This is a genomic window from Robbsia betulipollinis, assembly GCF_026624755.1.
Classification (GTDB): domain Bacteria; phylum Pseudomonadota; class Gammaproteobacteria; order Burkholderiales; family Burkholderiaceae; genus Robbsia; species Robbsia betulipollinis.
Genome location: NZ_JAPMXC010000012.1, coordinates 31890 through 45850, shown reverse-complemented (window position 1 = coordinate 45850; position 13961 = coordinate 31890). Strand labels below are relative to the sequence as shown.

Here is a 13961-nt window from a genome sequence, read left to right as displayed (position 1 = left end):
GTTGACTTCCTCCGCCCGATACCGATTCGAATACCTCGCTGTCGACGTCCCATTTCCATCTGCTTTCCATGCCCTATGCCAAAATACCTTGGAACTGCCACCACACTGCCTCAGCAGATCGGAAACAGGAAGTCAGTTCTTCTCCGATTCATAGCTATACACATAGTTATGTCCGCCACCCGTGAATTTCCCATGCTTCGCCTTACGCATCGGCATGGCATTGAAGATACCGCCAACAATGCGCGTTCCCGACTGCGAAATCTTCCGGATTGCCAGCGCAATCTCACGCTCGGAGTGAATCCCTGAACGCAGCACCAGGAAGGAGCTCCCCGCGATGCTGCCGATGATGGTCGCATCGGTCACCGCCAGGACGGGCGGCGTATCGATGATCACCATGTCATAGTCGCGCCCCAGGCTTTCGAACAATCCGCGAGTTTCCGGCAGTTCGAGCAGCTCCGCCGGATTTTCCGGAATCGCTCCCGTCCAGATCGTATGCAGTCCAGGCACATCGGTCTGATTGATCACCTGCGACGGCAACAGCGTGCGTTGCAGCATTTCCGAAAGACCCGGTGCCCGCGTGATCCCGAAATACTCGTTGAGATGCCCACGGCGCATATCGCCATCGATCAACAACACCCGCTTGCCGGCTTCCGCCAACAGCGTGGCAAGGTTGACGGAAATGAAGCTCTTGCCGGTCCCCGGCACGGGGCCTGACATCGACAGGATGTTGTTCCGCGCGTCGCTGACCGCAAACTGCAAGGATGTACGGAAGCTGCGCAACGCTTCGACCGAAGGGTCCTTCGGGAAGGACTTTGCCAGAATTTCACGACGGCCGTGCCTGTCGCGACGGTACGAACTATCCCAGCGCACCTGTGCGGCATTCAGCGAAATCGCACCCAGTATCGGCAAACCCAGGTGGTTTTCGATTACGTCCGGATCTTCGATACCGAGCGTCAATTGGCGACGCGCGAACACGAACAGCGATCCGAGAATCAGCCCCAGGAAAACCGAGGCGATCATGATCAGGCTCTTCTTCGGCTTGATCGGTTCGGCGGGACGCAATGCACGATCCAGAATCCGTACGTTGCCCACCGTGCCGGCGCGGGTCAGCGACAGTTCCTGCACTTTGTTCAGCAGCAACTCATAAATGTCCTGCGACACTTTGGCATCGCGCTGCAGACTCAATGCATTGGCTTCATTGACGGGCATGCCGCGGAAACGTGCATCGAATGAACTCTTCGATGCCGCTATTTGACCGATCTGACGCTGAATCGCCTGGACCATCGGATGATCGGGCGTGAACTTCTGCAGCAATTCGGTTTCCTGCAGCCGCAGCGCCGTGAGCTGGCGCTCGTATTCGATCGAGCCCTGCAGATAGATGCCGGCTTCCGTCGACGGCTGGAAACTGCCGGACTTCTGCTGATAGGCGCTCAGACGTGCTTCGGCGCTTTCGAGCTGGCCTTTCAAACGCGGCAGCTCGCCATTCAGGAAGGTAAGCATCCGGCTGGCTTCCTCCTGCTTCATTTCCAGATGCTGGCTAAGGTAGGAGTCGGCCACTGCGTTGGTCAGCTCGGCGGTACGCGCGGGATCGGTGCCATTCATCGATACCGCGATGATTCCGGTCTGCTTGCCCTGCTCGCCAACCTTCACACTTGAGCCAAAGCCCTGGATGGCATCCAACTGATTCCAGCGAACCACGTTGAAACGCGTACCGGCATTTGCGACCAAACGATTCACCGTGATCTGCACGCCACCGCTCTGCGCCGGTTGCCCGACAATACCCTCCACCAGACGACGACCTTCCGGGTCCTGCAACGCATAGCGGCCATCACCTAGGGCCACCAGTGTTAGCTTTTGGCTTTCAAGCGCCTGCGGCACCACGATACTCGAGATATCCGCGATCTCGCCACCCCAGGCATAGCTGTTCATGCCCAGCCAGGGCCGGGAAAGCTGTCCCGGACGCGCGAAATGCGCGGCGATCGACCCCAGAATCGGAAACCGTTGCGGGCTGATCGAAAACGCCATCTTGTACTGGTCGACCACCGGTCCGAGGACGTCGCGGCTCTGGATGACTTCGATTTCCGACGCGGTGGGCAGCGTACCGGAGAACGAACTCAGAGCGGTCGAGGACGCCAGGGGCGACGAGTTGGAGTCCGGCTGCTCGACCTGGATGAGGGCGTTCGCCGAATAGATCGGCGTCGCGATCGTCACATAGGCGAGCGCCGCCAGCACCACGGCCGCGGCGATGCCGAGCACCCACCAGATCTTGTCGAAGAGCAGCCGGATCAGGTCGCCCAATACCAGGCCATCGTCTTCGCTGCCCGCGGCCGCTTGTGTACGTATATTAGCTGGGGTGTTCAAATTCTTTCTACCAGTCGATCAGGGAAGTCGCCCGCCCCTCGCCGAGGGACAGGGTTCATTGGCTCGTTATTACCGGGTGAGCTCGCGTGCGTAGAACAGGTTCGACAGAGTAGGCGTGATCAAGTTAAGCGCACGGTTGAAACGCACTCCCTTCGACGTACCCACATAAATCACATCCAGCTTGTCCATCTGGAACTGCGAAGCCAACACCATGGAACTCGGTTGCGTCATGTCCAGCTGGAAAATCTGCGGCTCCGTCGGGTTGTCCTTCGCCCCCCGGAACACGAAGACTTCCCGGACATTGGCTGCCAGATTGTCGATCCCGCTCGCACCGGTGAGCGCATCCGCGAGCGTCAGGCGGCCCTTGTTCATGTACAGCGTGGTGGGCTTGAGAACTTCACCCAGCACGAACACGCGGCTGTCGATCTGGTCCGGCACGTTGACGATGTCGCCGCCCTGCAGCAACACATCCTGGGCGGCATCGCCGTGGTCCAGCAGCGCGTAGGTGTCGATCACGGACAACTTGCCCTTGCGCGTCAGGCGCACCCGCTGCAGATCGCCCGTTGCCGTCGCGCCGCCCGCACGCGCGATCGCGTCCGACACCGTCATCGGCCGGTCGGTGATCGACAGGGCGCCAGGGGTCTTCACCTCGCCCGTCAACTGCACCTGCTGGCTGCGGTACGCCAGCACGCGCACGGTAACCTGCGGCTTCACGATGTACTTGCTCAAGGCCCGGGTCAGCCGCAGACGGATCTCGTCCATCGAAGCACCCGCGACGTGGACGAGTCCGGCATACGGAAAGAACACGGTTCCTTCCGGACTCACCGTATAGCCGATCGGATCGTTCTGACTCGCGCCTGAACCGCCACCACTGGTCTGCGAATACGGCAGGGACATCGACGAACCGCCCGACGGGCTGCCCAGCGTCGAATCCAGCGTCGAGCCACCCGTACCCGACAGCTCCGGATGGTCCCACACGGTGATGCCGAGAATGTCCTGGGCCTGCACGTGATAGCGGAACGCCGCAGGATCGCCGACCGGCACGTTCAGATTCGCATCCCGGGCACGCAATTTCTGCTGCGCCGCCAGGTTCTGCCGGAGGATGGTCTCAGGGGTGATGCGCGTCACCAGATACGTGTTGTCATCGGTGGTGACGACATTGCTCTGCTGCATGTTGGATGTATCCAACGCATTGCCCGGCACCCACGAGCATCCCGCAAGAACGGACGCGCCCAACAGGGAAAAAAGAACCGCACGACTTAACATATTTTTTTAATCCAGTTTGCGACCGAACGCTCGACGAGTTCCGCACTGCCCTGATAAACCGATTCACTTTGCCGGTAGGGGTCGGCGATTTCCACGTCGTCCCATTTCCCGAGGAGATGAACCTTTCCCTTTGACGATGAATCCATCGTCTCCACGCCTCTGATCTGGTGCTGTTCCATCACCAGAACCAGTTGGGCCGCACGAATCATGTCGATCGTGAGCCGCCGCGAACGATGGGCACTCAGGTCGATGCCGCGTCGTGCCAGCATGTCGCTTACTACCTTGTCCGCCTTGTTGCCATCGGCCCCGGCCAATCCGGCCGAATGCACGAAGATGCCCGCTTCCTTGACCGCCGGTTGCGCCACCAGCAATGCCTCGGCCATGGGGCTGCGGCAGATGTTGGCGTGACAGACGATCAATACATTTTTAAACATGAGCCTTCATCGATTATCCAGGCCGGCTGGGCGTCACGAACGGCCGACCGATGGCCTCGTAGTGAAAGCCCGCCGCCGCCAACGCTTCCGGCTCATACAAATTACGTCCATCGAAAATCGCGGACGACGTGAGTTGCCTGTACAGCTTGCCGAAATCGGGACTTTTGAATTCCTTCCATTCGGTGACCACGATCAACGCATGCGCGTCGGCGCTGGCTTCGTATTGCGTGTCGACGAACTGCAGGCGGCCCAGTGCGTCTTCCTCGCCCTTCAGATCCATCGCAAAAACCCGTCTGGCTTCTTCCTGCGACACGGGGTCGTACGCCCGGATGGTCGCGCCCCGCTTCAACAGCGCGGCGATCAGCGGCCGGCTGGGCGCAGCACGCATGTCGTCCGTGTTCGGCTTGAACGCCAACCCCCAGACTGCAAACACCTTGCCGCGCAGATTCTCGCCGTAAAACTTCGTGATCTTGTCGACCAGCACGCTTTTCTGTGCATCGTTGACCGCTTCCACCGCGTTCAGGATCTTCAGGTCATGGCCGTTGTCGGCCGCGGTCCTGATCAGCGCCTGTACGTCTTTCGGAAAGCAGGAACCGCCATACCCGGTTCCGGCGTACAGGAAGCTATAACCGATCCTAGGGTCAGATCCTATACCACGACGCACCGCTTCTATGTCTGCGCCCACACGGTCGGCGAGATTTGCCATCTCATTCATGAAAGAAATTCGCGTCGCCAGCATCGCGTTCGCCGCGTACTTCGTGAATTCCGCCGAGCGCACGTCCATGTAGCGGGTGCGTTCGTGGTTGCGGTTGAACGGCGCGTACAGGCGGCGCATCAGCGCCTGCGCGCGTTCGCCCGCTTCATCTTCGTCGCAGCCCAGGACGATGCGGTCCGGCCGCATGAAATCGTCGACGGCCGCGCCTTCCTTCAGAAATTCAGGATTGGAAACGACGGAAAACCCATGGTCCAGTTTTCGCTCGGCCAGTGCGGCATTGACAACATCCGCAACATGCGCGGCGGTGCCCACCGGCACCGTGGATTTGTCCACGATGACCTTGAAGCCCTGCATATGCGCGCCGATGTTCTTCGCCGCCGCCAGCACGTACTGCAGATCCGCCGAGCCGTCCTCGTCTGGCGGCGTCCCCACCGCGATGAACTGGATGTCGCCATGGGCCACGCTGGCCGCCACGTCGGTCGAGAATTGCAGCCGGCCCGCTTCGCGATTGCGCGCGATGATTTCCTTCAGGCCGGGTTCATGGATCGGCACGCCACCATCATTGAGGATCTTGATCTTGCGTGGGTCCACATCCAGACAGAAAACGTCGTTGCCGATTTCCGCGAGGCATGCGCCCGTCACGAGACCTACGTAACCGGTGCCAATAATGGTGATTTTCATGTATCGGTTCTATCTCATTGCTAGTGGTGGTGAGCGATGCGCGCGCGAGTCCGAAAAAGCCGGGCCCCGCGTACGGGCTTCATGCCAATTGCCGAGAGTTGCGGCCACCCACGTCGAAAATCCGACGTCAGTAGGCGTTGCGTCCGATAAAACCCTTGAAGACCGTCAAGACGACGATCCGCATGTCGAACCAGAAACTCCAGTGCTGGATATAGTACAGATCGAATTTGACGCGTGCCTCCATCTTCTCGACCCGATCCGTCTCGCCCCGGAAACCGTTTACCTGAGCCCACCCCGTGATGCCGGGCTTGATCCTATAACGGTACATATACCCCTCAACTTGATCTTTATATAGATCATCGTGCGCAATGGCGTGCGGACGGGGTCCGACAACTGACATTTCGCCCCGCAGCACGTTGATGAACTGCGGCAATTCGTCCAGACTCGTGCGGCGCAAAAAGGCGCCGACGGCGGTGATCCGAGGGTCTGCCTTGCGTGCCTGCGTGATGACACCGCTTGCCTCGGCATGCACCTTCATGGAACGAAACTTATATATCTCGAATTCGCGACCGTCAATACCTTTGCGGCGCTGCTTGAAGAACACCGGCCCCGACGAAGAGAATTTCACTGCCGCGGCGATCGACAGGAAAAGGGGCAAAAGCATCAGGATCACCAGCAGTGCGAACGCCCGGTCGAAGACCAATTTCGGCAACACCTGGATGTCCGGCGACTCGGCCGCCGTCAGGTTGATGGCCGGCAAACCCAGCAGATCGACGATGGTGTGGTTGAACAAACTCAGGCTGCGCACATCGGGAATGAAACGGATGTTGACGAAGTCGTTCCGGAATTCACGCATGTACCGCATGATATTGCGTTCCTCCGACAGGGGCAACGCCAGCCATATCTCGTGCACGCGTCGCTGCCGCACCATTCTTACCAGATCCGCGAAATTGGAAAGTACCGGCACGCCGGAAATCTGGGTTGGCGGCGGCAGGCCGCCCACGCCGTCGCGCACCGCGTCTTCCTCCAGTACGCACACCGCACGAAAGCCCGCCTGGGGCGCCGTGCGGATCCGCGACAAAAGCGCACGGCAATATCCCCCCGAGCCGACGATCACGACGGCTCGCTGATTGCGGCCGCTACGACGAATACGGCGTAACACTCCGTAAAAAAACGATTTCGACAATACCAGCCAGATCGCCGACAACAGCCACCATGCGCCCACCCATCCGCGCGAAACGTCCTGCGTGCCCTCCAGACCGAAAACAACGGCCACGCCGAGCACGAGCAGCAACAGCCAGGCGAACACGACCCGGCCCATCAGTTCTCCGATGGGCTTGCCGCGCCACGACTGGTAGATACCGAAGGTGGGGAACAGCAGCAATACGCCGGCGCAGGCGAAGATCAACAGGAAAATATCCGTATGCGACCAGATCATTCCGTGCTGCACGCCGAAGGTGGTCCAGATCAGGTGCGTTGCCACGCCGCCGAGGGCAATGGCGAGGATGTCAATCAGGCGCGCAGTCAGTCCGAGCATCTTTCAGTGCCCTCCCATTGAAATCGTACTGCTGGCGAACCGTGCATCGCGCCGCGCGCGCGAACGCGAACGGAGTCGCCGGAGTGAGGAAAGCTCGCCGTCATCGCTTGTCGGCATCCACGTTGGCATCCGCGCCCGGTTGGTACCAGAGGCTTTTCGGACTGCGGTCATCGGTCAGGTCGTACAGCGGGAACTGGCGCTGAAGCTTGGCGCCACCGTCACGCGTGAGCGGCTGCCAGGCGAGATTCGCCAGGCCGCCGATCGAACGGCCCATGATGGCATCAAACGGGATCTGGACATAAATACCCTTGTCGAAACTGCCTTCGCCGAACGTGGCCGACGAAACGTTCGTCTTGGTGGCGTAGGCGCCGATCGACACGCCGTTCTGGAATTGCCGCGATACATCGAGCGTGGCGCCCCGGTCTTTCGCCAGATACTGGCCGCCGCTCAGCTTGACGAGTACGTTGTTCCAGCCAGTATCCCAATAAACGGTCAGATGGCCGGTGAAGGTCCGGTAATTACGCAAATCGAAATCTTCGTTGAAAGCGCGCTGCCATACCTGGTTCACGTCCACGCCCACGGCCAGTGGACTGTTCGACGGGCGATACAGCCATTCCGCACCCACGCCCGAGAACATCGGCTCGAGCAGGCCGCCGTAGACGCTGTAGTACTGGTCGGTACCCAGTTTGCCGACATGCGTGGCCTGCAGGTAGGGAATCGTGAAGCGCGACGTGGTCATATACTCGCGCAGGTACGTGCGCACCCGCGGCAGATTGCTGTCCGCGGTATAGGTGAAGTGGCTGTAGTTGTCGAGGAGGCGGTAGCTCAGCTCACCCGCGATCCAGGTATCCTGCCGCAGACGCAGCGCCATGTTGGCGGTCGCCGATACGGCGTACAGCACGAAGCCGTTCGGGCCGCCGAGCGTCTGCGAATACCCGGGGCCGATCGAATAGAAAAACCGCTCAAAGGGTTTGTCGTACAGCTTCGGTTCCGCTTCGAGTTGCGCGCGCGACGGCGGCGCGCCCGCGATGACCGTGGTTTGACGGTCGGTGACCGGAATCGCCTGCGTCTTGCTGGCCACCCAGGGGGTACGCAGGATCGTGTAGGCGCGCATGGTCTGCCCCTGCACGACCGTGACCACCCGGAAGGTGTCGATGTCGGCCGGCGCGTCGCGATGCAGGACCGTGGCGATGCGATCGAGCAGGTCCTTGCGGTAGAACGCGTCGGGACTGTCGAACGACACCGTCAGGATATGGCCGTGGCGGCCGATGTCCAGCACCGTCCAATGGGTCTGCGCCTTCAGGTCGGCGACGGTCTTGCTCCAGTCCGGCGACGGCGCGTCGGGCGCCGGACGCGGCACGGCGAGCGGCAGGCGCGCGGGATCGCTGACCTTCTGCGTGCCCAGCCGGGACAGGTCGCCATGCAGCGTCACGCCCAGCATCGCCCGGTTGCCGCGCTCGAAGCCGGCGCTGAAATCGAGATTCTTGTTGAACCGGTACACGACGCCCAGATTGATGGGCAGTTTCGCATGCGCGTCGTAATCGAACGGCTCGTGCTTGTAATCGTTGCCGTCGTATTCGAGCTTGAAGACCAGCGGTACGTTCGACAACTGATACTGCACGCCGCCGAAGACCGACATCGGTCCGCGGAAGTACGACTTGCCCGTGCCGCCCGCCTCATCCGAGCCGTTGCCCGAAGGCCGCGTGCGGAACTTGTCGCTGAAGATCTGCAAGGGGTTGCCGATGTTGCCGCGCTCCCCGACGTACCCCCAGCCCAGACCCAGCGACCAGTCGAATCCACCGGTGCGCTTGCTCGCGACCAGGTACTCGCCGGAGAAAAGACCCGTTCCACCGATGTCGACCATGCCCAGCGCGAACTGCGGCACGTAGGCGGACTCCTGCAGCAGGCGCACTTTCAGGTCGATGCTCTTGTCCTTGTAGCTCTGGCTGCCGCTCAACGAGGCCGGGCCGTAGGCCTGGTTGCTGATATCGGTATAGCGGAAACCGAACTCGAACCAGTCGAGCGGATGCAGCATGACGTTGACGCGCGTATACGGGTTCACGTTCGTCATGCTGATCGACGCCTCGCCGGCCGTGCCCATGCGTGCGGACGGCGTTTGCAGCAGACCTTCGTTGCCCCAATCGTTGGTCGTAATGGCCAGATCCTGGGCGCGGCGCGTGGCCAGCGGCGCGGCGGCCGCCAACGCAGGCGGGGCCACGTTCGGCGCGCTCGCGACCGAATCGTTTGTCTCCAGCCCGGAAGGGGCCTGGGTCGCGAAGAATTCTCCGATGCGATCCGACACGCGCTCCGGCCAGCCACTGTTGCGGGCCGGCGCCCAGATCCAGGCGCCGGGCGCGACCGCCGTCTGCGCCTGGCGATTCCACGCGCCCGTCCTGAACTTGTCCAGCGTCCCGTCGGGCTGGGCCACCCATGCCAGATCCGCCTTCACGCCCGGATTACACGCGCTGACGTAATAGGCGGCTTCGGCTTCCGGCCGATAGGGCACCCGGCACAGGCGTCCGTCTTCCTGAATGACCGTGACCGTCTCGGGCCGCACGGGGATATGGATCGTGTCGCCGGCAGCCAGTACCGGGTCGAGCGACGGATTCGCCTGCAGCCAGGCGCCGTCGCCGCTCTTGACCGGCAGACGTCCGGTGGGTTGCCGCGACGCGATCAGCTGATATAGACCCTCGCGACTGGCGGGCGCGATTGCGGGCCGCGCCGGACGATAACGGATCTGCGTCAGCAACGAGCGCCAGCTTGCTTCCTGCAACGACCGGTCCAGGGGACGCGACCACATCAGGGCGTGCGAATACAGCGGCGCTTTGGCAGCGCTCGACGCTTGTTCGACATGATGGCTCACGAGCCAGTCGCCCAACGAGGTGGACTGCTCGACGGTCGCCGAAACCTGCGACCATGCCTCGACGGGAATGCCACACAACAGCAAACACGAAAACAGATAACCCGCGCCTTGACCACGCGCCCCCCGATTTTGCATCGACCGCGCCTTTTTATGTTCGATTGGGCCAGCGCTGCCACGAAAAGCAGAAGCTTTCCGCCAAGCATTGCTCACCGTAAATGACCTCTGTGCGACTGCCGTCGAAACGCACCGCATAGCGCGATGTCGGCAATGCGTAAGGACCGGCTGATACCTCTGTGAACCAATGCAGATCGCCCGGCAACTTGCCATAGAACGCGGTGCGCGACGGCGCCGCGACAGGCGCCACGGTCAGCGCGTCCTTCAGACCGAAGCGGTACCCGGGCATGACGTCGCGGCGGCGCTCGATGCGACTCGGACCCGTGACGTCTTCCCAGGCCGGCTGCGCCGACAGGCTCACGTCCGACCACTCGATCGGCGTTCCCGACGCGGCGACGATCCGGCCATTCTGCATCCGGATCACCTCGCGGCTGCCGCTGTACCACAGCTCCACCGGGCCGTCAGGCGCGTTCTCCACGCCGCCGCGCGCCATGAGGAACGATTTTCCACCGATCGTGACCAATAGATATTGGAATGCAGGATTCAGTGGTGTCTTTGCAACGGCCGCCGTGGTCGTTTGTTTCTTGAAGTGCACGTAGTCGTTGAGCGCATACATCGGCGTCGAGCAGGCGGTCAAAAAGCAAGGGGCAATAATGAGTAGTAGTCGGGGAATCAGCATGGATGGATTTAACCGTACTCGCCGGACCGAATTCAGCGTCGATTCGACATCGCGCGCAGACTCCGACAAAAGAAGGGCTCCCCAATACGTGCGAGAGCCCTTTACCTGGACACAACTGACAGCTTAGTGGGCGGTCGTGCCCGTGGTGCCGGAGGTACCGGATGTAGAGGCACCGCCAGTGGTTTTCGAGTTACCGTGACCGCCCGAACTCAAGCCCACTGCTGCCGCGGCGCCCACGGCTGCCAGGCCCGTGGCGCCGGCAATGATGCCGAAGCCGCCCGCACCCGCCGCCGCGCCTGCCGCGACACCGCCGCCGGCGCCCATCGCAGCAACCTGCGCGAACGAGGCCGACGGCAGCGCGAACGCCGCAACCGTCGCGACTACTGCCAACGCTTTCATTGTCTTCATAAAGATCTCGGAAAATAAAGGCCCAAAGCGCGTTTTTCCGACATCTTCCTTGTAGGAAAAACCGCTACCCGACAACGTGGAATTGTCACGCTACATTGTAGTGACTTCACGCGACTAATGCCGACTTATCAGGTTTTTAGAGCCCTTTCGCAAGAGATTCGCGGTATTTGCCACCGCATTCTAGTGACGAATCGTAGCCTACTCAAGCGTTCACTTGTATCGAGGCGTATCCAGCAACAGGATAATCCCCCAGATTCCTGTTTCTTTTTGTTCGCCAGCGCCCATTAAACGGTGAGAAGTTGTATCCCCGTCGCTGCGCGTGGTTTCATTCTGCTAGGATGACGGAATCCGCGAAGCCAGCCGCGCTTCGCCCCGCCTGTTCCATCTACCTGATCCATGAACTCGACCTTCGCCCCCGCCGCTGTCGCGACCGACGCTTCCGTACAACCCGACACACTGACGATTCAACCCGTCATTCTCGCCGGAGGCTCCGGCACGCGCCTGTGGCCGTTGTCCCGCGAGCACTTCCCGAAGCAGTTGATCGGACTGCTCGGCGAATCGTCGCTGCTCGAATCCACGCTGGGCCGCCTCGACGGACTGGCCGAAACCGCACGCGTCATCCCGGAAACGCTGATCGTCTGCGGCGAAGATCACCGCTTCCTGACCGCCGAGCAACTGCGCGCGCAGGGCCGTGCGGGCCGGATCATCCTCGAGCCGGTGGGACGCAATACCGCTCCGGCGCTGACGGTCGCCGCGCTGGCCGCCATGGCCAATCAGCAGGACCCGGTCATGGTGGTCATGCCCGCGGACCACGCGGTCGCCGATAAGGACGCCTTCAGGAAAGCCGTCGCCCATGCCGCGCAGTACGCGCAAGCCGGCAGCATCGTCGCCCTCGGCATCGTGCCGAGCCGTCCGGAGACGGGCTATGGCTATATCAAGGCCGGCGCGCCGCTGGGCGACAAGGGCGGTTACACGCTCGACAGCTTCGTCGAGAAGCCGCACAAGGAACTCGCGGAGCAGTATCTTGCCTCGGGCGAATACTGGTGGAACAGCGGCATCTTCGTCGTACGCGCCTCGGTGTGGCTCAGCGCCATCCGGACGCATAACCCGGACATGTTCGAAAAGGTGAGTCAGGCGTACGAATCCGGCAAGGACGACGGCGACTTCTACCGGCTTGACAAGACGCTTTTCGCCGCGTCGCCGTCCGATTCGATCGATTATGCCGTCATGGAAAAGCTCGGCACGCAAGGCCCGATCGGCTCGGTCGTGGTGCCCTTGAACGCCGGCTGGTCCGACGTGGGTTCGTGGGATGCCGTGTGGGATGTTTCGGACAAGGACGCGGAAGGCAATGTCGGCCGCGGCCGGGTGATGTTCGAAGGTACGCACGCCTCGTTCGCGCACTCCGATGGCCGGCTGATCGCATGCGTGGGCCTGACCGACACGATCGTGGTCGAGACGCCGGATGCGATCCTCGTCGCCGATAAATCGCAGGTCCAGCACGTCAAGGCGATCGTCAACCGCCTGAAGGCCAATGGCGATCCGGAAGCGCAGAATCACCGCAAGGTGCATCGCCCCTGGGGTTACTACGATTCGATCGACATGGGTTCCCGTTTCCAGGTCAAGCGTATCGTCGTCAACCCGGGCGCGAAATTGTCGCTGCAGATGCACTATCACCGCGCCGAACACTGGATCGTCGTGACGGGCACCGCGGAGGTGACGTGTGGGGACAAGGTTTTGCTGCTGTCGGAAAACCAGTCCACCTATATCCCGCTGGGCACCACGCACCGTCTGGCGAACCCGGGCAAGACGCCGCTCGAGATGATCGAGGTACAGTCCGGCTCCTACCTGGGCGAAGACGACATCGTCCGTTTCGACGACACATACGGTCGCGCTTAAACAGAAAGCCGCATGCACCGTTCAGGATGCATGCGGCTTTCGACGCAGACGGCGGTTGAAGCTCGGGCGACGGTGGCCCGACGCCAGCCTGACGCGTCGTCCTACCTCGCAGGCGCTGGCACCGAAGCCAGGCCCTGACGACACTTAAATCTCGAACTTGGTGCGGTCCTTGCCTGCGATCCAGCGCGGCGGCTTACCACGGCCCGACCACGTGCTGCCGGTGTCCGGATCACGGAATTTCGGCGCTACCGCAGCGCGTACCCGCTTCGGGGGGCGGCCGCGTCCGCCAAATCCGATTTCAGACGGGGAAATCTCGAAGGCCGCGATCTTTTGTCGCACGTCCTGAAGCACGTTCTCGCGTTCACGGGTACGCACGTCTTCGATTTTCCGTGCCAGGGATTCCTGCTGTGCCAGCAATGCCATCAAATCGCCGGCGAATTCGCCATTGCCGTTCGCCGTATCCTTCTCTATTGCCTTGGTCGCAGCCATCTTCTTTCATATCCTATTAATACGGGGGGTGTTAAACACGACGGGCAGACGCCATCGAGACCGAATTTGTGTATGCCGCCATATTACCTTATATCGGCTGATGCGTTAGCGCGGATACCTTTCCGTGAGTTACATTTCAGAAATAGTCACGCTGTCTTCGCATGGTAACGGAGATATGCGCATTCGTGAATGCCATATCGACATGACTCTCGTTGCATTTGATTACAAATTTTTAAGAATAGTCTGATTTTCAAAAAGTCTCTTTCTCAATATACGAGAGAAGCTCAATAGCTTTATCAAAAAGCGCATTATTGAAAATCGCATGGTCGACTATTGCCTCGATGCTGCCCTGGCCGTTCGGGCACTGGCGGGCACATGGCTTCCCCGGCCACGAGACTACTGCATGAAGTTTCCATGACATTTGCATTTCATGAAACTTGCAATGGGTTCCCATCGGGTCGCGCATTGAAAGGCGATCCGTAAAGAAAAAAGCATGTCACGCTTTCACGTGACATGCT

The 13961-nt window shown here is 61.0% G+C and carries 11 protein-coding genes; 1 reads left to right on the top strand and 10 read right to left on the bottom strand.

All coding sequences use genetic code 11. The annotated features are described in order from the left end of the window. Positions 1-132: 132 nt before the first annotated feature. The 8 genes from OVY01_RS21810 to OVY01_RS21775 all read right to left on the bottom strand — a co-directional run bounded on the left by OVY01_RS21810 (position 133) and on the right by OVY01_RS21775 (position 11058). On the bottom strand, positions 133-2361 hold the full coding sequence (locus OVY01_RS21810) for a polysaccharide biosynthesis tyrosine autokinase (protein WP_267849711.1): 2229 nt from the start codon (positions 2359-2361) through the stop codon (positions 133-135). Positions 2362-2430: 69 nt separating this feature from the next. Next, the gene (locus tag OVY01_RS21805; RefSeq protein ID WP_267849709.1) at positions 2431-3534 is read right to left on the bottom strand and encodes a polysaccharide biosynthesis/export family protein; all 1104 of its coding nucleotides are present in this window, start codon (positions 3532-3534) and stop codon (positions 2431-2433) included. An 86-nt stretch (positions 3535-3620) separates the two neighbouring features. Then, positions 3621-4061, bottom strand: coding sequence for a low molecular weight protein-tyrosine-phosphatase (locus OVY01_RS21800; RefSeq protein WP_267849708.1), 441 nt, complete (start codon positions 4059-4061; stop codon positions 3621-3623). 13 nt (positions 4062-4074) lie between these two features. Continuing rightward, positions 4075-5457: a UDP-glucose dehydrogenase family protein gene (locus OVY01_RS21795; protein WP_267849707.1), complete on the bottom strand. Its 1383-nt coding sequence runs from the start codon at positions 5455-5457 to the stop codon at positions 4075-4077. A gap of 127 nt (positions 5458-5584) precedes the next feature. Beyond that, on the bottom strand, positions 5585-6994 hold the full coding sequence (locus tag OVY01_RS21790) for an undecaprenyl-phosphate glucose phosphotransferase (RefSeq protein ID WP_267849706.1): 1410 nt from the start codon (positions 6992-6994) through the stop codon (positions 5585-5587). Between the two features lie 100 nt (positions 6995-7094). Next, positions 7095-9992 carry a YjbH domain-containing protein gene (locus tag OVY01_RS21785; protein ID WP_267849705.1) on the bottom strand — a complete coding sequence of 966 codons (2898 nt, stop codon included), beginning with the start codon at positions 9990-9992 and terminating at the stop codon, positions 7095-7097. Between the two features lie 13 nt (positions 9993-10005). Beyond that, positions 10006-10650 carry a hypothetical protein gene (locus OVY01_RS21780; protein ID WP_267849704.1) on the bottom strand — a complete coding sequence of 215 codons (645 nt, stop codon included), beginning with the start codon at positions 10648-10650 and terminating at the stop codon, positions 10006-10008. A 123-nt stretch (positions 10651-10773) separates the two neighbouring features. Then, positions 10774-11058: a hypothetical protein gene (locus OVY01_RS21775; protein ID WP_267849703.1), complete on the bottom strand. Its 285-nt coding sequence runs from the start codon at positions 11056-11058 to the stop codon at positions 10774-10776. A gap of 396 nt (positions 11059-11454) precedes the next feature. On the opposite strand from OVY01_RS21775, the gene OVY01_RS21770 reads away from it, so the two are divergent. Then, entirely contained in the window at positions 11455-12954 is a 1500-nt protein-coding gene (locus OVY01_RS21770; RefSeq protein WP_267849702.1) for a mannose-1-phosphate guanylyltransferase/mannose-6-phosphate isomerase, read from the top strand. A 144-nt stretch (positions 12955-13098) separates the two neighbouring features. Here OVY01_RS21770 and OVY01_RS21765 read toward each other — a convergent pair whose 3' ends face one another. Then, a complete protein-coding gene (locus tag OVY01_RS21765; RefSeq protein WP_267849747.1) occupies positions 13099-13377 on the bottom strand; it encodes an H-NS histone family protein in 279 nt (92 codons plus the stop codon). Positions 13378-13693: 316 nt separating this feature from the next. Further along, complete coding sequence (locus OVY01_RS21760) at positions 13694-13909, bottom strand: hypothetical protein (RefSeq protein WP_267849701.1); 216 nt, start codon at positions 13907-13909, stop codon at positions 13694-13696. Positions 13910-13961 lie beyond the last annotated feature (52 nt).